The following is a 17,133-nucleotide window of genomic DNA, read 5'->3' as shown; positions in this document are numbered from 1 at the left end:
TTAGCCGAAGAAAAACCCGAAAAACACCCGCCGTGCCCAGCGCAAGACCTCCTGCACCGGTCCCCGAAGCACGGTGAGGAGGAGGAGAAAGGAAAGCCAGGCGTACTGCTCCAGCCGCCAAAGAAACGGGTGCCAGGAAAGGGGCAGGAGGCTTTGCAGGATCTTGGACCCGTCCAAAGGCGGGATGGGCAGGAGGTTGAAGACCGCCAGGACCAGGTTGATGGAGCTGGCGTAAAAAGAAGCCAGCGCCAAGACCCCCACCACCCCACCCCCCTCCCCCCGGAAGGCCAGGGCCACCGCCCAAGGGTCTAGAGCAAAAAACCCTCGCACCAAGAGGGCAAAGAGCACGGCGAGACAAAGGTTTAGGACGATTCCCGCCACCGAAACCACGAAAAGGCCGAACCGGTAAGCGCGAAAGGCCACGGGGTTTATGGGCACCGGTTTGGCCCAACCAAAGCCCACCAGAAGGAGGAGCAGGGTGCCCCAGGGATCCAGGTGCTTTAAGGGATTCAGGGTGAGCCGGCCCAAGCGTTCGGCCGTGGGGTCCCCAAAGCGGAAGGCGGCGTAGGCGTGCCCCCACTCGTGCAGGGTGAGGCTTAGGAGGAGGGCAAAAAAGGCCAGGAAAAAGGCCAGGGGGTCTTGCTCCAGCAGGGCAATCATAAGCCAAGCGCCCGGTAGAGGGTACCCAGGAGGCCCCCAAGCCCCTGGACCACCGCGCCCGTCACCCCGGTGTAGGAGAGGACTAAGAAGACGAGGATAAAGCCCAGGGGCCCGTAGCCAGCCAGCTGGTCCAAAAACCGCCGCGCCTCCGGCCCGCCCACGGCGTAAAGAGCCTTGGCCCCGTCCAAGGGCGGTACGGGAAAAAGATAGATTGCGGCGTGAAGGAGCATTAGCTGTTCCCCCACCAGGAAACCCTCGCCAAAAGGGTACGGGAGGAAGCGGGCCAAAAGCCCGTATAGGAAAGCGGCCACAAAAAAGCCCAAGGGTCCCATGAGGGCCACCCAAGCTCCCTTCCGCCCGGGAAGCCCCGTGGGCACGAAGCGGGGCCAGCCGAAGCCCAAAAGGACCAGGAGGACCAGGCCCAAGGGCTCGAGGTGAACCCGGGGGTCCAGGGAAAGAAAGCCGTAGCGCCTGGGGGCCACCTCCCCGTAGCGGTGGGCGAGCCAAGCCTGGAAGAGGTTGTGGAGCATGAGGCCCAAGGCCCCCAGGAGGAAGGCCAAAACGAAAACCGGCGGGTCGTTAAGGAGCGGAAAGAGTCCCATCCCCCACCAGTTTACGGGCAAGCTCAAGCTCCTCCTCAAAGGTCTTTACCTCGCCCCGGGCCCGGGCCTCCGCCACCCGGCGGAGGATCTCCCCCACCTTGGGCCCCGGCTTCAAGCCAAGCTCCAAAAGGTCACGGCCCCGAAGGGTCCTGGGTCTTTCCAGAAGCCAGGCTTCCCGCTCGGGAAAAAGGGCGAGGAAGGCACTACGCACGGGTTCTTTGGCCAGGGCTTCCCGCTCCACCTCTTCCCTTCGTTGCGCCCTGAGGAGAAGGGAGAGCCCCTCCCGGAGCTTCCGGGAAAGCCAGAGGGCCTGGGCCCGGGCCAGGGGGTCTTCCTGAAAGAAGAGGAGGACCAAAAGCCTCGCCTCCACCAAAAGGCGCTCGGGGTGGGGCCCCTCAGGGGGCTTGAGCTGGGCGAAGGGCTCCTTGGGGGGAAGGCTTAGGCCGTACAGGGGCCTTAGGGCGCCTAACTCCTCCAAAAGGGCCAGGGCCTGGTAAAAGGTGTCCTCCTCCAAGGTCAGAAGGAGCTCGTCCCTAAGGCGGCTTTGGCTCGCTGTCTTCAAGACCTCGGGGAGAAGGGCCGGGGGAAGGGCCTTTAAGGCCTCCTCGGCGAAGCGGAAGGAAAGCCGGGCCGCAAGGCGCGCCCCGCGAACGATGCGGCTTGGGTCCTCCACAAAGGAAAGGGGGTGGAGAGGGCGGAGGAGGCGGGCCTCGAGGTCCTTTAGCCCCCCGTAAGGGTCCAAAAGCTCCCGGGTGGCCAAGGAGAGGGCCATGGCGTTCACGGTGTAGTCCCGCCGCTCCAGATCCTTGGTGATGGGGGCCGGGCGGACCTTGGGAAGCGCCCCGGGATAGGGATAGACCTCCTCCCGGCTTTCAGCCAAATCCACCACCAGGCCGAAGGGAAGCCGCACCCGCCCGGTGCCAAAAGCGTAGTGGAGGGAAAAGCTACCCCCAAAACGCTCCACCAAATAGCGGGCCACCGCCTCCACCCGGACCTCCGGCTCCAGGACCAGGTCTATGTCAGGCCCCGAGCGGAGCAAAAGGGCATCCCGCACCGCCCCGCCCACCAGGTAGAGGCCCTGGGGAAAGGCTTCCTTCAAGGCCTCCAGGACCCGCCTCGCCCCCTCGGGAAGTGCCTCCAGAACCCTCTCCCCCACGGGCTTTTCCCCTAGTGGCCGCCTCCGGTAGAGGTCCGTGCGGGTGAAGATGCCAAGAAGCTGCCACCCTTCCCCCACCCGTTCGCCCACAAGTACCCGCCCTCCGCCCTCCTTCAGGTGTTGTTCCACCTGGGAAAGGGGCGTCCTTGGGGGGAGAACCACCGCCCGGGCCAAAAACCCCTCCACGGGGTGGTCCCCCAGGCCCAGCCGCTCCGCCTTCTTCAGGTCCCGCCGCCGGGCTAAGCCCAAGACCCTCACCCCTTCCCCCCCGGGCACCACCACGGGCATGGCCCCGTAGCCCCTTTCCTCCAAAAGGCGGAGGGCCTCCCTCACCGAGGTGGGGGCTAGGGTTTCCACGGGGGCGGTCATGGCCTCGCCCAGGGTGGGCTCCGGCTCCAGGTACCGGGGAAGGCTTTGGAGGAGGCGCCGCACCGCCCCCTTAACCCCCCGCACCCGGGCGAAGGCTGCCCGGGGATGCCCCCCGCCCCCCACCTCTCCTAACCACCGAGCCACGTCCAGCCGGGCCTTGCTCCGGGCGATGAGGAGGGTTTCCTTCCCTAGGCGGAGCACCAGGAGCACCCCTTCCGCCTCGTGGAGGTCCAAGAGGGTGTGGGCCAAGGGAGCCAGGGCGGGCACGTACCCCTCCTCCTTGGCCTCCGCCACGAGGAGGCGGAAGCCCTCCCTTTCCACCACCCGGGCGCTCCTAAGGAGGGCCTTTAAGACGCTTCGGGCCTCCTCGGAGAGGTGGGGCCTAACCCACTCCCTCACCCGCCAGGCCTCCGCCCCGATCTCCAGAAGAAGCCGCCCCGCCTCCAGGTCCAGGGCCGTGGTGGACGGGAAGCTAAACCCCCCAGTGTCCTCCCACACCCCGGCGTAGGCCAAGGTAGCCTCCAAGGGGGTGAGGCTGAGCCCCCGCTCCAGAAGGAGGGGAAGGAGAAGGCTCACCGTGGCCCCCACCGCCTGCACCCTCCCCCCCACGGCGGGCACGTCCCCCGGGGCCTTGGGGTGGTGGTCAAAGACCAGGAAGGGAACCTTCCCCACCAAGGCCTTGAATGGCCCAATGCGCTCGGGGCGGGCGTTGTCCACCAGGACCACCTCGGACACCTTGTCCAGGGAGATCTCGGCGGCGGGCACCAGGTCCAGGCGGTCCTCCAGAAGGGGCGCGAGGTCCTTCAGGGGACCCTCGAGGCCCCCCACCAAGGCGAGGAGGCTTCCCGGGAAAAGCTTCCCCGCCAGGACCATGGAGCCCAGGGCGTCAAAGTCCAGGTTCTCGTGGGCCACCACCACCCGCACGCCTTTAAGATTACTTGACGCTAGGAATGGGCCTTGCTAGACTCAAGGTCGGCGCTTGGAGAGGTGCCCGAGCGGCTGAAGGGACACGACTGGAAATCGTGTAGGCGGGCTTAAACCTGCCTCGCGGGTTCGAATCCCGCCCTCTCCGCCAAGAATGCGCCCCTAGCCCTAAGGCTAGGGGCCTTGTGTTTCCATCACCCTTCCCAAACGCCGCCCCTCCTCGGCGAGGAAGGCCAGGCGGTGGGCGTAGACCGCCTCGGGGAAGGGCTCTAGGAGGCTTTCGTCCTCCTTTGCCACCGCCTGCAAGAAGGCCCGCATGAGCCCAAAGTCCCCGCCCCCGTGCCCGGTGCGCACGGAGCCTTCCCGCTCCAGCTCCAGGTCTACCACCCGCTCCCCCTTCACAAAGTGAGAGAGGCGCAGGTACCGCCCATCCCCGTACAATTCTCCCTCCGTGCCGAAAAGCCTGGTCTCCCGGAACCGCATCCGCGATAGCCCTTCCGTGTGGAAACTCGCCGTTTTGCCATCCTTGTATTCCAGAACCACCACCTGGTGGTCCGCCACGTCGTTCCTCCCCAGGTACACGCACTCCCCGTAGGGGCCCTCCTCCAGGGCCCGCAGGAGGTTCTCCCGGGTCAGGGGGAAGGCCACCACGTCCAGGGGCCAGCCCCGCTCCCCCCGGTCAAAGGCCTCCAGGTAAATGCGCTTGGCGGAAAAGGGGCAACGGCGCTCCACCCCTTCCGGGCAGGCCAGGCAACGCTCCGCCGCCCCAGCCGGCCTCCGCTCCGGCCGGAAGTGGTAAAGCCCCCCAAAGGAGGCCACCCGCGCCACCTCCCCCGGCAGGAGGAAAAGGAGCCAGTCCAGGTCGTGCACGCTCTTGGCCAAAAGGAAGAAGCTGGACTCCGCCTCCTTCCGCCAGTTCCCCCGCACGAAGCTGTGGGCGTAGTGCCAGTGGCCCACGGGCTCCAGGTGCTGCGCCGACACCACCTCCCCGATGGCCCCTTCCCGGAGGAGGGCTTTGAGGGCCTGGGCGTAGGGGGTGTAGCGGAGAACGTGGGCCACGGCCACCAGGCGGCCGGTTTTCGCCTTGGCCTTCGCCACCTCCTCCACCTCGGGCCAGGTGGGGGCGATGGGCTTTTCCAGGAGGAGGTGGTAGCCCTTCTCCATGAGGGCCACCGCCGCCTCCTTGTGCAGGCGGTCGGGGAGGGCCACGATGGCGGCCTCCCCTATGCGCGGGGCATCCAGGGCTTCTTGCCAGGTGGTGAAGGCCCGCTCCACCCCAAAAGCCTTCTGGAAAGCTTCCCGCCGCTCCCGCCGGGGCTCGGCCACCCCCACCACCGCCGCCCCCAAGGCGGTGGCGTGGCGCGCATAGGCGAAACCCCGGTTTCCCGCCCCCAGAAAGAGGATCCTTGGGGCCATAGGGCCATCATAAAAAAGGGGCCGGTTTCCCGGCCCTTGTGCCTGGTGGAGCGGAGGGGATTTGAACCCCTGACCTCCCGCTTGCAAGGCGGGTGCTCTCCCTCTGAGCTACCGCCCCATGCCCTAGGGAGTATAGCCCAAAGGGGGGGCTTACGCAAAGGGGAAAGCCCCCCTATAATCGGAGAGGTGTGCCGGACCAGCCCGTCAGGCAGGGGAAGGTCCTGCGGGAACGAGGCCGGCGCACGGGTAACGCCAAGCCCAACCTTCCCCGAACGGGAGGAATATGCCTGTAAACATCAGCGTGAAGGAACTTTTGGAAGCCGGGGTCCACTTCGGCCACGAGCGCAAGCGTTGGAACCCCAAGTTCGCCCGCTATATCTATGCGGAGCGCAACGGCATCCACATCATTGACCTGCAGAAGACCATGGTGGAGCTGGAGCGCACCTTCCGCTTCCTCGAGGACCTGGCCATGCGGGGCGGCACGGTGCTCTTCGTGGGCACCAAGAAGCAGGCCCAGGACATCGTGCGCATGGAGGCGGACCGGGCGGGGATGCCCTACGTGAACCAGCGCTGGTTGGGCGGGATGCTCACCAACTTCAAGACCATCGCCCAGCGGGTGAACCGCCTGGAAGAGCTGGAGGCCCTCTTCGGCTCCGAAGCCATCCAAGAGCGGCCCAAGAAGGAGCAGGTGCGCCTGAAACACGAGCTGGAGCGCCTGCAGAAGTACCTCTCGGGCTTCCGCCGCCTGAAGCGCCTGCCCGACGCCATCTTCGTGGTGGACCCCACCAAGGAGGCCATCGCGGTGCGGGAGGCGAGGAAGCTCTTCATCCCCGTCATCGCCCTGGCGGACACCGACTCCGACCCCGACCTGGTGGACTACATCATCCCCGGCAACGACGACGCCATCCGCTCCATCCAGCTCATCCTCTCCCGGGCGGCGGACCTGATCATTGAAGCCCGGGGCGGGGTAGTGGAGCCCTCCCCCTCCTACGCCCTGGTGGAAGAAGCGGAGCGCCAGGCCCAGACGGCCACCGAGGACTTTGGCGGCGAGGACGAGGTGGAAGCATGAGCCAGATGGAACTCATCAAGAAGCTGCGCGAGGCCACGGGGGCCGGGATGATGGACGTGAAGAAGGCCCTCGAGGACGCCGGCTGGAACGAGGAAAAGGCGGTGCAGCTCCTCCGGGAGCGGGGGGCCATGAAGGCCGCCAAGAAGGCGGAGCGGGAGGCCCGCGAAGGGATCATCGGCCACTACATCCACCACAACCAGCGGGTGGGCGTCCTGGTGGAGCTCAACTGCGAAACCGACTTCGTGGCCCGCAACGAGCTCTTCCAGGCCTTGGCCAAGGACCTGGCTATGCACATCGCCATGATGAACCCCCGCTACATCTCCGCCGAGGAGATCCCGGCGGAGGAGCTGGAGAAGGAGCGGCAGATCTACATCCAGGCCGCCCTCAACGAGGGCAAGCCGCAGCAGATCGCCGAGAAGATCGCCGAAGGCCGCCTGAAGAAGTACCTGGAGGAGGTGGTCCTCCTGGAACAGCCCTTCGTCAAGGACGAGAAGGTCAAGGTGAAGGAGCTCATCCAAGAGGCCATCGCCAAGACCGGGGAAAACATCGTGGTGCGGCGCTTCTGCCGCCTGGAACTGGGGGCGTAAGCCATGCGGCCAAGCCGGGGCCCAAACCCCAAGGGCCCCGGTTTTTCCTAGAGCCATGAAGTACAAGCGCGTCCTCCTCAAGCTTTCCGGCGAGTTCCTAACCTCCAACGGCTTCGGCATAGAGCCCGAGGCCACCAAGGCCTTGGCCCGGGAGATCAAGGCCGCCTACGAAACCGGGGTGCAGCTCGCCATCGTCATCGGGGCTGGGAATCTCTGGCGCGGGGCCCGCCAAGGCGTGGGCATGGACCGGGCCACCGCCGACTACATCGGCATGCTGGCCACCATCATGAACGCCCTGGCCCTGCAGGACGCCCTGGAGGCCTTGGGCATCCCCACCCGGGTCCAGACCGCCCTCACCATCACCCAGGTGGCGGAGCCCTACATCCGCCGCCGCGCCTTGAGGCACCTGGAGAAAGAGCGCATCGTCATCTTCGGCGGGGGCACGGGCAACCCCTTCTTCTCCACCGACACCGCCGCCGCCCTCAGGGCCTTGGAGGTGGGGGCCGAGGTGGTCCTCATGGCCAAGAACAAGGTGGACGGGGTTTACTCCGATGACCCCCGCAAGAACCCAAACGCCGTGCGCTTCGACGAGCTCACCTACCTGGAGGTCCTAAACCGCGGCCTCCAGGTCATGGACACCACCGCCATCACCCTGTGCATGGAGGCGGGGCTTCCCATCGTGGTGTTTGACATCTTCAAGCCGGGCGCCTTGGTGGGTATTATCCAGGGGGAAAAGGTGGGCACCCTCATCCACACCTAGAAAGGAGGCGCCATGACCCTGAAGGAGCTGTACGCGGAAACCCGAAGCCACATGCAAAAGAGCCTCGAGGCCCTGGAGCACAACCTGGCGGGCCTGCGCTCGGGGCGGGCCAACCCCGCGCTTCTCCTCCACCTCAAGGTGGAGTACTACGGCACCCACGTCCCCCTCAACCAGATCGCCACCGTCAGCGCCCCGGACGCCCGGACCCTGGTGGTCCAGTCCTGGGACCAAAACGCCTTAAAAGCCATTGAAAAAGCCATCCGCGACTCCGACCTCGGCCTCAACCCCGCCAACAAGGGGGACGCCCTTTACATCAACATCCCCCCCCTCACGGAGGAAAGGCGCAAGGAGCTCGTCAAGGCGGCCCGGCACTACGCCGAGGAAGGCCGGGTGGCCATCCGCAACATCCGGCGCGAGGCCCTGGAAAAGCTCAAAAAGCTCGCCAAGGACCTCCACCTCTCCGAGGACGACACCAAGCGGGCCGAGGCGGAGATCCAGAAGATCACCGACGAGTTCATCGCCAAGGCGGACGAGCTTTTGGAGAAGAAGGAGCAGGAGATCCTGGGCTAGGCCCAGGGCGAGGGGCGGGGTGCCGGCGCTAGGGGTGGGCAAGCCGCCCCCCTTTGCTGGGGGTTCGGGATGACCGGACGGGAGGACCTCCCCACCCGGGTGGTTTCCGCCTTGGTGGGGGCGGGGCTTCTCCTCCTCGTCCTCTGGGCCGGGGTGGCCCTCATCCTGCCCACCTTGGTCCTGGTCCTCCTCCTGGGGGGGCTGGAACTCAAGGAGATGCTGGCCCGGCGGGACATCCGTCTCAATCTGCCCCTTTTCTACCTGGGGGGCGTGGGCGTCTACCTCTTTTCCTTGCCCGCCCTTTACTGGCACTTTCCCCAGGTCCCCTGGCGGGAGGTGGCCTTGGGGCTTTTCCTCATGGCGAGCTTCAGCTACGAGCTTCTTCGGGGCGCCGACCTCACCCGCTTCGTCTTCACCCTCTTCGCCTTCCTCTACCTACCTTGGAGCCTGGGCTACGTCCTCCTCCTGCGGGAAACCCCCGATGGCCACCTGGGCCTTTGGACCCTAAGCCTCCCCATCGTGGCCAGCTTCGCCACGGACATCGGGGCCTACTTCGTGGGCCGGGCCTTTGGCCGCCGGAAGCTCGCCCCGGAGATCAGCCCGGGGAAGACCCTGGAAGGCTCCTTGGGCGGCATCCTGGTGAGCTTTCTGGCCCTCTTGGCCTACACGGGAATGGTGCGGGAGGTGTTTCCCTTCGGCCTTTTGGAGCTCTGGCTCTTTAGCCTCCTCCTCTCCTTGGCGGCGCAACTGGGCGACCTGGCGGAGTCCATGCTCAAGCGCTTCGCCGGGGTAAAGGACTCCGGGCGCTTCCTTCCCGGGCACGGGGGGCTTTTGGACCGCATAGATAGCCTGCTTTTCACCTTCCCCCTCACGTACTTTCTGGTGGTGCTCTTCACATGAAAAGGGTCGTGATCCTGGGTTCCACGGGCTCCATCGGCCGGCAGGCCCTGGAGGTCTGCCGCTGGCGGGGCTACAAGGTGGTGGGCCTAGCGGCGGGGAAGAACCTGGAGGCGCTTTCCCAGCAGATCGCCGAGTGGGAGCCCCTCCTGGTGGCGGCGGAGGAAAGCTTGCACCCCGCGCTCAAGGCGCGCTTTCCCGGGCTAAAGCTCGGCACCCCGGAGGAGGTGGCCGCCCTCGAGGCGGAGGTGGCGGTGGCGGCCATCCCGGGCCTGGCGGGCCTCTCCCCCACCCGGGCGGCGGTGAGAAGCGGCAAGCGCCTCGCCCTGGCCAACAAGGAGGCCATGGTGGCGGCGGGGCCCCTCCTCTGGCAGGAAGCGGAGGCCCACGGGGCCGAGGTCCTTCCCGTGGACTCGGAGCACTCCGCCCTCTTCCAGGCCCTTTTGGGGGAAAGGCGGGAGGACGTGGCCGAGCTCATCCTCACCGCCAGCGGAGGGCCCTTCCTCAAGGAACCGGCGGACCTCTCCCAGGTGACCCCGGAGATGGCCCTGAACCACCCCCGTTGGAAGATGGGCCCCAAGGTCACCGTAGACTCCGCCACCCTCTTCAACAAGGGCCTCGAGGTCCTGGAGGCCAAGGAGCTCTTCCGCTTCCCTTTGGAAAGGATCAAGGTCCTCATCCACCCCCAGGCCTACGTCCACGGCCTGGTGCGCTTCACCGACGGCAACCTCAAAGCCCAGCTCGGCCCCACGGACATGCGGCTTTTCATCCAGTACGCCCTCACCCACCCCGAGCGGGCGGAAACCCCCCTAAAAGACCTTCCCCTCCCCGGGGTCTTGGAGTTCCTGGAGCCCGACCCCAACCGCTTCCCTGCCTTAGAGGTAGCCTATGAGGCGGGAAGGAGGGGCGGGGTGGCCCAGGTGGCGGTCTCCGCCGCCGACGAGGTGGCGGTGGAGGCCTTCTTGGCGGGTCGCATCCCCTTCACCCGCATCCCAGCGATCCTCGCCCGGGTCCTGGAAGCCACCCCCACCCTTCCCCTAACATGGGAGAACCTCTTCGCCGTGGACGCTTGGGCCCGGGAAGAGGCCAAGAGGTGGACATGAGCCTTCTTTGGTTCCTCCTCATCATCGGCGTGAGCGTCTTCGTCCACGAGCTCGGGCACTACCTGGCCGCCCGCCTCCAGGGGGTGCGGGTCAAGGCCTTCAGCGTGGGCTTCGGCCCCGTCCTCCTGCGGCGGGAAGCCTTCGGCACCGAGTGGCGGCTTTCCGCCATCCCCTTGGGCGGCTACGCCGACATTGAGGGGCTCCTCCCCGAGGAGCGGGGCCGGGGGTACGACACCCTCCCCTTCTTGGGCAAGCTCTTCGTCCTGGTGGCCGGGGTGGGGATGAACGTCCTCCTGGCCTGGGGGCTTTTGGGCTACCTCTTCAGCGCCCAAGGGGTGCCCGAGGCCACGGGGCGGGCGGTGGTCTTGGAGGTGGTGCCGGGAAGCGTGGCGGAAGGCGTGGGGCTAAAGCCCGGGGACGTCCTCTTCGCCGTGGACGGCACCCCCTTCCAAAGGCCCCAGGACCTGGAGCGGGTCAAGACCCCCGGCACCCACACCCTCTCCCTCCTGCGCCGGGGGGAAGTGGTCCAGCTCACCCTCACCTGGGAAGCGGGGATGGAGCGGCTTGGGGTGGTTTACCAGCCGGAGGTGGTCTACCGCAAGGTGGGCTTTGGGGAAGGGCTCGCCTTGGCGGCGGGCCGCACCCTGGCCTTCGGCCCGGAGATGGTGCGGGCCCTGGTGGGGGGGCTCCTTGGGGTCCTCTCCGGCAACCCGGATAGCGGGGTCATGGGGCCGGTGGGCATCGTGGCGGAAACGGGCAGAGCGGCGCAGGAGGGGCTTTTGCGCCTGGTGGAGCTCGCGGCGGCCATCAACCTCTCCCTGGCCCTCTTCAACCTCCTCCCCATCCCCGCCCTGGACGGGGGGCGGATCCTCCTCCTCGCCCTCGCCCGCCTCTTCCGCATCCGCCCCGAGCAGGAGGCGGTGGTCCACTACCTAGGCTTCCTCTTCCTCATCCTCCTCGTCCTCCTGGTCACCTTCCAGGACCTGAGGCGGCTTCTGGGGGGCTGATGGAGGCCACGGTCCTCATCCCCGCCTTCAACGAGGAGGCCACCATCGCCCGGGTGGTGCGGGTGGCCCGGGAGGCGGGCTTTCCCGTGGTGGTGGCGGACGACGGCTCCAAGGACGGCACGGCCCAAAGGGCCGAGGAGGCGGGGGCGGAGGTGGTGCGCCTCCCCGAGAACCGGGGCAAGGGCGGGGCCATCGCCACCGGGCTCGGGCGGGTGGCCACCCCTTACGTGATCCTCCTGGACGCCGATCTCCTTGGGCTCAAGCCCGAACACCTCCAGGCCCTCCTGGACCCCGTGCGCGCCGGCGAGGCGGAGATGACCGTGGGCGTCTTCCAGGGGGGGCGGCTTTCCACGGATTTGGCCATGCGCCTCACCCCCTTCCTCTCTGGGCAGAGGGCCCTGGGCACGGGGGCGCTACGGGGGGTGCCGGGCCTGGAAAAAGCCCGCTACGACCTGGAGCTCCTCCTCACCCGCCACGCCAAGGCCCAGGGCTGGCGGGTGCGCTACCTGCCCCTTCCCGGGGTGAGCCAGGTGATGAAGGAGGAAAAGCGGGGCCTTCTCCCCGGGCTTCTCCACCGGATGCGGATGTATTGGGAGATCCTCCGCTACTCCTTCAAGGCGCACCTGGGGTGAAGCGGAGGAGCTCCACCCAAGCCTCCCCCGCCCGGTAGGCCACCACCCCCAGGCCCGGAACCAGGTAGAGCTCCTTGAGGTCGGTTCCTCCCTTCTCCGTGGTGTAGGCCACCCGCACCCGGTAGGCGTTGAAGGCACCCGCCCTCACCTTTACCCCCTCCACGCCCTCCACCCGGGCGGAGAGGGCCACCCGTTGCCCAAGGAAGCGGGCGCTTCCCCCCCAGGCCACCCCCGGACCCAAGGGGTTTGGGTAGAGGAGGAGGGGAGGGTCAAAGGGGAAATACCCCTCCGGGAAGCTCACCCCCAGGAGGTACACCCCTTCCGGGGCGAGGCGGAGCCGGTCTTCCCGGAATACCCGCCCTTCCTTCCGGTAGCGCAGGCGGAAGCCCTCCGGGTGCGGGAGGAGTTCCTGGAGCGTCCTGTCGGAGTAGGCGTAGCGGCCTCCCCCTGGGGGGAAGGCCTGGGCCAAGGCCAGGAGGAAAAGGGGAAGAAGCGCCAGGAAGCGCACCTACTCCGCCTCCCCCAGCTCGTGCCCCCGCCGGGTGGCCGCCTCCACCGCCTCGTAGAAGGCGGCGCGGAGGGCGCGGGCCTCCAGGGCGTGAAGGCCGTGGATGGTGGTGCCCCCGGGGCTTGCCACCTCGTCCTTGAGCTGTGCGGGGTGGCGGGTCTTGAGGAGTTCCCCCGTGGCCGCCAAGGCCTCCGCCGCCAGGCGCAGGGCCAGGGCCCTCGGCATGCCCATCTTCACCCCGGCGTCCGCCAAGGCCTCCGCCACCACCGCCAAATAGGCGGGGGCGGAGGCGGACATGGCGGTGAAGGGGTCAAAGAGGTGCTCGGGGATCTCGTACACGTCCCCCACCGTGGCGAAAAGGGCCCGGGCGAAGTCCAAATCCCCCGCCTCCTTGGCCTCGCGCAGCGCGGTGAGGGCGGTGGAGCTTTCCCCGATCACCGCCGCCAGGTTGGGCATGGCCCGCACCACCCGCCGCGTGTCCAGCCTGCGGGCAAGGACCGCGGTGGACACCCCGGCCATGATGGAGATGTAGCCCACCTGGGGAAAGGCGATCTCCGGGGCCAGGTGGGGGAAGTCCCGGGGTTGCACCGCCAAAAGCACCCGCTCCGCCCGGGCCAGGTCCTTGACCTGCAAGGGCCTTATACCGAAGGCCTCCGCCAACTCCCGGGTGCGCTCGGGCGTGCGGCCCACCACCCCCACCTCCTCGGGGCGGAGGAAGCCCCGCTCCAGGGCCCCTTTCAGGATGCTCCGGCCCATCTTGCCCAGGCCCAAAAAGGCAAGCCTCATGCCCTAGAGTCTACCCTCCGCAGGCGCAGGTAATAAAACCCGTCCAGGCCTCCTTCCGGGGCCACGTAAACCCCAAGGCCCTCCCGAAGCACCGGGAAGGGGCAAGAAAAGGGTTCGGGCACGAACTCGGGATGCCGAGCGAGGAAAGCCCGGGCCACCCCCTCCCCCTCCTCCTCCGTGAGGGAGCAGACGGCGTAGACCAACACCCCTCCCTCCTCCGTGGCGGAGGCGGCGGTCTCCAAAAGCTTCAACTGGAGCTCAGCCATGCGGCTTGGATCCTCGGGGCGAAGGCGGTAGCGAAGCTCGGGGTGGGCGCGGAAGGTGCCCGTGCCGGTGCAGGGAGCGTCCAGGAGCACCTTCTTGGCCCGCTCGGGAATGGGAAGGGTGAGGTCTTGGGTGCGGTAGGCCACCGGAAGGCCGAGCCTTTGCGCCGTGCGCTTCCCCGCCTCCTGCCGCTTGGCGTTTAGGTCGTAGGAAACCACCTCCGCCCCGCGGCTTGCCAGGTGGAAGGCCTTTAGCCCCGCCCCGCCGCAGAGGTCCAAGACCCGCTCCCCCGGCCCCGCCTCCAGGAGCTGGGCGGCATAGAGGGAGGCGGGGTTTTGCGGCTGGAGGCCGAGGGCGGGAAAGTCGGCCTTGGGGCCTTCCCAAACGTAACTATCGGGGATGGGCCCGGGTTTTAGCCCCTCCACCGGGCGCACGGCGGTGACGAAAAGGGGCGCGGGCTCGTTGAAGCCTTCGGCAAAAGCCAGGCTCCCCAAAAACCCCCGCCACGCTTCGCAGAGCCAGTCGGGGAGGGATAGGCGCACGCACTCCGGGGCCTCGAGGGGCGCCAGGCGCCGAAGCACGGCGTTCACGAGCCCAGCTAGTCGGGGGTAGCGCCCCTTCACCGCCTCCACCCAGGGGCTCACCCGGGCGTGGTCCGGCTTGCCCAAGAGCCACTCCAAGGCCCCAAGCCGCAAGGCCCAGCGCACCTGGGGGGGCAGGTCTTCAGGGCGGAGCAGGTGGGGGGCGAGGAGATGGTCCAAAAGCCGAAGCCGGCGCAAGGCGCCGTAGACCAGGTGGGTCACGTAGGCCTTGTCCCGCTCCGGCCAAGCCACCCGGTCTAGCGCCCGGTCTAAAAGCTGCTGAGCCCTTCCTCCTCGCTCCACCTCGAGGAGGAGGGCGAGGGCCAGGGCCCTAGGGTTCGCGGCCCTCAAGACTCCAGGGGATGCGCCTTGATGCTGAACTTCAGGGCGGTCCGCTCCTCGTTCTCCAGGTCCAGCTTGACGAAGGCGGGCTTGACCACCAGGTCCAGGTTGTCGGGAGCGATGTAGCCCCGAGCGATGGCGATGGCCTTCACCGCCTGGTTCACCGCCTGGGGCCCGATGGCCTGCACCTCCACCTCGCCTTTGGTGCGCAAAAGCGCCGCGATGGCGCCGGCCACGGAGTTGGGGCGGGACTTGGAAGAGACGCGCAACGTTTCCACTTTGACCTCCTGAAAGCTCTTAGGCCACCCCGTTCGGCAAAAACATGGGCGGCTTCAGGGCCCATGGTAGAACAAACGGGCGGCTTGCGCAACTAGGCGGACTGGACCCGCTCCTCCAGGCCCTTAAGGAGGCTTTCCACGTTCTCTTGCATGAGCTTTTGCACCAGCTTCTGCAAGAGCCCGCCGAAGATGGGGATGGTGAGCTCGTAGGTGAGGGTGAGGACCACCCGGGTCCCCTCCCCCTCGGGCAGGAACACCCAGGTGCCCTCGTAGCGGTCAAAATCCCCCTCGGGGGAGAAGAAGCGGTTCCGGAGGTTCGCGTCGTCCCACTCCTCCTCCTCCAGCCAGCGCACCCGCTTGCCCATGGCCACCGCCACCCACTCGCTCCTAGTGCGGGAACCTTCCTGAGCGAGCACTTTGAGGGTTTCCACCTCTTTTAGGTAGGGCTTTAGCCCCTCCAAGTCCTTGGCCAGGGCGTAGACCTTCTCGGGAGGGGCCGGGATGAAGCGCTCGGCGCGCACCTCGGGCATGGGCCCTTTTTACCCGTTTTCCTCCTCCTTGGCAAGCCGGTAGGCTTCCAGCGCCACCCCCAGGGGAAAGCCCCGCCCCTGGAGGAAGCGCACCGCCTTGGCCTGCTCGTGCCGGCGGGGGTAGCGGCGGAGCACCCTTAAGGCCGCCTCCAAAACCTCCGCTTCCCCCACCTCCCCCAGCACCTCCTCCACCACCTCCCCTGCCACCCCCTGGGCCAAGAGGAGGCGGCGGAGCTTGGCGGGGCCGTATTTGCGCCGGGCGGCCACGAAGGTTTCGGCGAAGGCCCGGTCGTTCAGGTAGCCCAGTTCCTCCAGGCGCACCAAGGCCGCCTCCACCTCCTCTTCGGGGAAGCGGGCGAGGAGCTTTTCCCGAAGGCGGGCCCGGCTCAGCCCCCGGCGGGCCAAGAGCCTAAAGGCGTAGGCCAAAGCTTCCGTCTTCCCCACCCCTTTAGGGTACGCTATGGCCCATGCGGGTCTATGCCATCGCCGACCCCCACCTCTCCCGCGTTCACCCCAAGCCCATGAGCGTCTTCGGCCCCGCCTGGCAAGGACATCCCGAGGCCTTTTTCCGGGGCTGGCGGGAGGTGGTGGGGGAAGGGGACCTGGTCCTCATCCCCGGGGACATCTCCTGGGCCATGCGCCTCGGCGAGGCCATTCCCGACCTCTTAGACCTTGCCGCTTTGCCCGGTAAGAAGGTGCTCCTAAAGGGCAACCACGACTACTGGTGGCCCTCCATCAGCCGCCTTCGCGCCGTCTTGCCCCCGGGGATGTACGCCCTGCAAAACGACGCCCTGGTCCTGGAAGGGGTGGCGGTGGCCGGCACCCGGGGCTGGCAGTACCCGCCCGCAAGCCTCGAGGACGAGAAGATCTTCGCCCGGGAGGTGGAAAGGCTCAAGCTTTCCCTCAACGACCTAGCGGGGAAAACCTACCGCCACCTGGTGGTGGCCTTCCACTTTCCCCCCTTCGGCCCCGGGGGGGAAGCCACGCCCCTTTTGGAACGGGCCGCCGAGGCTAAGCCGGACGCCATCGTCTACGGCCACCTCCACGGGGCCGACCCCGGGAAGCTCCCGCAGAACTACCAGGGGATCCCCTTGCACCTGGTGGCGGCGGACGCCTTGGGCTTCCGCCCCAAGCTGATCCTGGACGTATGATGGGGGCGTGATCACCGCCTTCGTCCTCATCCGCGCCCGGGGGGACCGCATCGCCGCCTTGGGCGAGGCCATCGCCGAGCTGCCCCAGGTGGCGGAGGTCTACTCCGTCACCGGACCCTTTGACCTGGTGGCCCTCCTGCGCCTCAAGGACGTTGAAGAGCTGGACGAGGCCGTGACCCAGGGGATCTTGGGCCTTCCCGGGGTGGAGCGCACGGAAACCCTCTTGGCCTTCCGCGCCTACCCTCGGAAGCTCTTGGACCAGGGCTTTTCCCTGGGCGAGGGCTAGGCGCCTTGCCCCTGAGGTTCCTGCTCCTCCTCCAGGGAGGGCTCCTTCTCCTTGGGGCCTCGGGGATGCTCCTCCTGGGGCTTTCCTTCGGGGAAGCCCACCTTGGGCGCGACCTTTTGCTGGCCCTGGGCCTTCTTCTCGGCCTTTGGGGGCTGGAACACCTCTTCCGCCGCCTATTCCCCCGGTCGTTTGCGGAAGCGGAAAGCCTCCACCAGGAGCTGGGCCGGGCGCTGAAACAAGGGGGGGTTGGTCCTCCCCTCCTCCTGCTTTTGGCCCTCCTTTCCGGGGTGGCGGAGGAGGTGTTCTTCCGGGGCCTCGTGCAAGGCCTTTTGGTCTCCTGGCTGGGAGGGGTGGGGGTCTTCCTCCAGGCCCTCCTCTTCGCCCTCCTCCACCCCGCCCCCAGACGGGCCTTCGCCTACCCCCTCTACACCTGGGTGGCCGGGCTTCTTTTCGGGTGGGCCTACCTCCTCACGGAAAGCCTCCTCCCCGGCATCCTGGCCCACTTCCTCCACAACGCCCGGGGGTTTTACGAGCTTTGGCGGGAAGCTTAGCCTTTTGAACCAAACTAACATCTTGGGGGTTTCCGGACTTTTTGCCTAGGACCCGGGCCACATTTCCCCACGGGGACGTGCTACAATGGGGGTAAGCTATGACA

At 67.4% G+C, this 17,133-nt stretch carries 21 protein-coding genes and 2 tRNA genes; 12 read left to right on the top strand and 11 right to left on the bottom strand.

Translation table 11 applies throughout. The features are described 5' to 3' along the window. From L0D17_RS04925 to L0D17_RS04915, 3 genes are read right to left on the bottom strand one after another with little or no spacing between them, the layout of a single operon-like run. A complete protein-coding gene (locus L0D17_RS04925; protein ID WP_243094164.1) occupies positions 1-660 on the bottom strand; it encodes a site-2 protease family protein in 660 nt (219 codons plus the stop codon). Next, entirely contained in the window at positions 657-1,262 is a 606-nt protein-coding gene (locus L0D17_RS04920; RefSeq protein WP_243094162.1) for a zinc metalloprotease, read from the bottom strand. The genes L0D17_RS04925 and L0D17_RS04920 overlap by 4 nt, the downstream gene beginning before the upstream one ends. Then, positions 1,240-3,711: a CBS domain-containing protein gene (locus L0D17_RS04915; protein ID WP_243094160.1), complete on the bottom strand. Its 2,472-nt coding sequence runs from the start codon at positions 3,709-3,711 to the stop codon at positions 1,240-1,242. Before L0D17_RS04915 ends, L0D17_RS04920 begins: the two co-directional genes overlap by 23 nt. 57 nt (positions 3,712-3,768) lie before the next feature. On the opposite strand from L0D17_RS04915, the gene L0D17_RS04910 reads away from it, so the two are divergent. Then, positions 3,769-3,862: transfer RNA gene (locus L0D17_RS04910), tRNA-Ser, on the top strand. A gap of 23 nt (positions 3,863-3,885) precedes the next feature. Here L0D17_RS04910 and L0D17_RS04905 read toward each other — a convergent pair. Together L0D17_RS04905 and L0D17_RS04900 are read right to left on the bottom strand one after the other, a co-directional pair. Then, positions 3,886-5,127 carry a Gfo/Idh/MocA family protein gene (locus L0D17_RS04905; RefSeq protein WP_243094159.1) on the bottom strand — a complete coding sequence of 414 codons (1,242 nt, stop codon included), beginning with the start codon at positions 5,125-5,127 and terminating at the stop codon, positions 3,886-3,888. 43 nt (positions 5,128-5,170) lie between these two features. After that, positions 5,171-5,245, bottom strand: a tRNA-Ala gene (locus L0D17_RS04900). Between the two features lie 165 nt (positions 5,246-5,410). Between L0D17_RS04900 and rpsB the strand changes: the two genes are divergently transcribed. The 8 genes from rpsB (at position 5,411) to L0D17_RS04860 (ending at position 11,752) form a co-directional block, all read left to right on the top strand. After that, positions 5,411-6,196, top strand: coding sequence for a 30S ribosomal protein S2 (gene rpsB / locus L0D17_RS04895; protein WP_243094158.1), 786 nt, complete (start codon positions 5,411-5,413; stop codon positions 6,194-6,196). After that, positions 6,193-6,783 carry a translation elongation factor Ts gene (tsf, locus tag L0D17_RS04890; protein WP_243094155.1) on the top strand — a complete coding sequence of 197 codons (591 nt, stop codon included), beginning with the start codon at positions 6,193-6,195 and terminating at the stop codon, positions 6,781-6,783. The genes rpsB and tsf overlap by 4 nt, the downstream gene beginning before the upstream one ends. 55 nt (positions 6,784-6,838) lie before the next feature. Next, entirely contained in the window at positions 6,839-7,543 is a 705-nt protein-coding gene (pyrH, locus tag L0D17_RS04885; RefSeq protein ID WP_243094154.1) for a UMP kinase, read from the top strand. A 12-nt stretch (positions 7,544-7,555) separates the two neighbouring features. Then, positions 7,556-8,113, top strand: coding sequence for a ribosome recycling factor (gene frr, locus L0D17_RS04880; protein WP_039456448.1), 558 nt, complete (start codon positions 7,556-7,558; stop codon positions 8,111-8,113). A gap of 69 nt (positions 8,114-8,182) precedes the next feature. After that, positions 8,183-9,013, top strand: a complete 831-nt coding sequence (locus tag L0D17_RS04875; protein ID WP_039456446.1) for a phosphatidate cytidylyltransferase — start codon at positions 8,183-8,185, stop codon at positions 9,011-9,013. Beyond that, a complete protein-coding gene (gene dxr, locus L0D17_RS04870) occupies positions 9,010-10,113 on the top strand; it encodes a 1-deoxy-D-xylulose-5-phosphate reductoisomerase (RefSeq protein WP_243094152.1) in 1,104 nt (367 codons plus the stop codon). The genes L0D17_RS04875 and dxr overlap by 4 nt, the downstream gene beginning before the upstream one ends. Beyond that, complete coding sequence (locus tag L0D17_RS04865; protein WP_243094150.1) at positions 10,110-11,120, top strand: M50 family metallopeptidase; 1,011 nt, start codon at positions 10,110-10,112, stop codon at positions 11,118-11,120. The genes dxr and L0D17_RS04865 overlap by 4 nt, the downstream gene beginning before the upstream one ends. Continuing rightward, on the top strand, positions 11,120-11,752 hold the full coding sequence (locus L0D17_RS04860) for a glycosyltransferase family 2 protein (RefSeq protein WP_243094148.1): 633 nt from the start codon (positions 11,120-11,122) through the stop codon (positions 11,750-11,752). Before L0D17_RS04865 ends, L0D17_RS04860 begins: the two co-directional genes overlap by 1 nt. Here L0D17_RS04860 and L0D17_RS04855 read toward each other — a convergent pair. The 6 genes from L0D17_RS04855 to L0D17_RS04830 all read right to left on the bottom strand — a co-directional run bounded on the left by L0D17_RS04855 (position 11,733) and on the right by L0D17_RS04830 (position 15,485). Beyond that, positions 11,733-12,260: a hypothetical protein gene (locus tag L0D17_RS04855; RefSeq protein ID WP_243094146.1), complete on the bottom strand. Its 528-nt coding sequence runs from the start codon at positions 12,258-12,260 to the stop codon at positions 11,733-11,735. The two genes, L0D17_RS04860 and L0D17_RS04855, sit on opposite strands and share 20 nt — an antisense overlap. Beyond that, positions 12,261-13,046 carry a pyrroline-5-carboxylate reductase gene (proC, locus tag L0D17_RS04850; RefSeq protein WP_243094144.1) on the bottom strand — a complete coding sequence of 262 codons (786 nt, stop codon included), beginning with the start codon at positions 13,044-13,046 and terminating at the stop codon, positions 12,261-12,263. It lies immediately after the preceding gene. After that, complete coding sequence (locus L0D17_RS04845; protein WP_243094143.1) at positions 13,043-14,242, bottom strand: RsmB/NOP family class I SAM-dependent RNA methyltransferase; 1,200 nt, start codon at positions 14,240-14,242, stop codon at positions 13,043-13,045. Before L0D17_RS04845 ends, proC begins: the two co-directional genes overlap by 4 nt. Beyond that, positions 14,239-14,511 carry a stage V sporulation protein S gene (locus L0D17_RS04840; RefSeq protein WP_014515944.1) on the bottom strand — a complete coding sequence of 91 codons (273 nt, stop codon included), beginning with the start codon at positions 14,509-14,511 and terminating at the stop codon, positions 14,239-14,241. Before L0D17_RS04840 ends, L0D17_RS04845 begins: the two co-directional genes overlap by 4 nt. Before the next feature lie 92 nt (positions 14,512-14,603). Beyond that, complete coding sequence (locus tag L0D17_RS04835) at positions 14,604-15,041, bottom strand: type II toxin-antitoxin system RatA family toxin (RefSeq protein ID WP_243094141.1); 438 nt, start codon at positions 15,039-15,041, stop codon at positions 14,604-14,606. Positions 15,042-15,050: 9 nt separating this feature from the next. After that, positions 15,051-15,485, bottom strand: coding sequence for a regulatory protein RecX (locus L0D17_RS04830; RefSeq protein WP_243094140.1), 435 nt, complete (start codon positions 15,483-15,485; stop codon positions 15,051-15,053). A 23-nt stretch (positions 15,486-15,508) separates the two neighbouring features. On the opposite strand from L0D17_RS04830, the gene L0D17_RS04825 reads away from it, so the two are divergent. The 3 genes from L0D17_RS04825 (at position 15,509) to L0D17_RS04815 (ending at position 17,029) form a co-directional block, all read left to right on the top strand. After that, positions 15,509-16,192, top strand: a complete 684-nt coding sequence (locus tag L0D17_RS04825) for a metallophosphoesterase (protein ID WP_243094138.1) — start codon at positions 15,509-15,511, stop codon at positions 16,190-16,192. Positions 16,193-16,199: 7 nt separating this feature from the next. After that, complete coding sequence (locus L0D17_RS04820; RefSeq protein WP_243094137.1) at positions 16,200-16,478, top strand: Lrp/AsnC family transcriptional regulator; 279 nt, start codon at positions 16,200-16,202, stop codon at positions 16,476-16,478. Between the two features lie 65 nt (positions 16,479-16,543). Beyond that, entirely contained in the window at positions 16,544-17,029 is a 486-nt protein-coding gene (locus tag L0D17_RS04815) for a CPBP family intramembrane glutamic endopeptidase (RefSeq protein WP_243094209.1), read from the top strand. The last annotated feature ends 104 nt before the right edge of the window (positions 17,030-17,133 follow it).

The sequence above is a fragment of the Thermus thalpophilus genome, assembly GCF_022760915.1.
Classification (GTDB): domain Bacteria; phylum Deinococcota; class Deinococci; order Deinococcales; family Thermaceae; genus Thermus; species Thermus thalpophilus.
The sequence above is the reverse complement of the archived record's forward strand: the minus strand, read 5'-3'. Positions and strand labels throughout refer to the sequence as shown.

What these genes read in the sequence shown, in the direction of transcription:
- L0D17_RS04825 (WP_243094138.1), top strand. Translation starts at nt 15,509, where the DNA reads ATGCGGGTCTATGCCATCGCCGACCCCCACCTCTCCCGCGTTCACCCC.
- rpsB (WP_243094158.1), top strand. Translation starts at nt 5,411, where the DNA reads ATGCCTGTAAACATCAGCGTGAAGGAACTTTTGGAAGCCGGGGTCCAC.
- L0D17_RS04920 (WP_243094162.1), bottom strand. Translation starts at nt 1,262, where the DNA reads ATGGGACTCTTTCCGCTCCTTAACGACCCGCCGGTTTTCGTTTTGGCC.
- L0D17_RS04860 (WP_243094148.1), top strand. Translation starts at nt 11,120, where the DNA reads ATGGAGGCCACGGTCCTCATCCCCGCCTTCAACGAGGAGGCCACCATC.
- L0D17_RS04835 (WP_243094141.1), bottom strand. Translation starts at nt 15,041, where the DNA reads ATGCCCGAGGTGCGCGCCGAGCGCTTCATCCCGGCCCCTCCCGAGAAG.
- pyrH (WP_243094154.1), top strand. Translation starts at nt 6,839, where the DNA reads ATGAAGTACAAGCGCGTCCTCCTCAAGCTTTCCGGCGAGTTCCTAACC.
- L0D17_RS04865 (WP_243094150.1), top strand. Translation starts at nt 10,110, where the DNA reads ATGAGCCTTCTTTGGTTCCTCCTCATCATCGGCGTGAGCGTCTTCGTC.
- dxr (WP_243094152.1), top strand. Translation starts at nt 9,010, where the DNA reads ATGAAAAGGGTCGTGATCCTGGGTTCCACGGGCTCCATCGGCCGGCAG.
- L0D17_RS04875 (WP_039456446.1), top strand. Translation starts at nt 8,183, where the DNA reads ATGACCGGACGGGAGGACCTCCCCACCCGGGTGGTTTCCGCCTTGGTG.
- tsf (WP_243094155.1), top strand. Translation starts at nt 6,193, where the DNA reads ATGAGCCAGATGGAACTCATCAAGAAGCTGCGCGAGGCCACGGGGGCC.
- L0D17_RS04815 (WP_243094209.1), top strand. Translation starts at nt 16,544, where the DNA reads ATGCTCCTCCTGGGGCTTTCCTTCGGGGAAGCCCACCTTGGGCGCGAC.
- frr (WP_039456448.1), top strand. Translation starts at nt 7,556, where the DNA reads ATGACCCTGAAGGAGCTGTACGCGGAAACCCGAAGCCACATGCAAAAG.
- L0D17_RS04925 (WP_243094164.1), bottom strand. Translation starts at nt 660, where the DNA reads ATGATTGCCCTGCTGGAGCAAGACCCCCTGGCCTTTTTCCTGGCCTTT.
- proC (WP_243094144.1), bottom strand. Translation starts at nt 13,046, where the DNA reads ATGAGGCTTGCCTTTTTGGGCCTGGGCAAGATGGGCCGGAGCATCCTG.
- L0D17_RS04905 (WP_243094159.1), bottom strand. Translation starts at nt 5,127, where the DNA reads ATGGCCCCAAGGATCCTCTTTCTGGGGGCGGGAAACCGGGGTTTCGCC.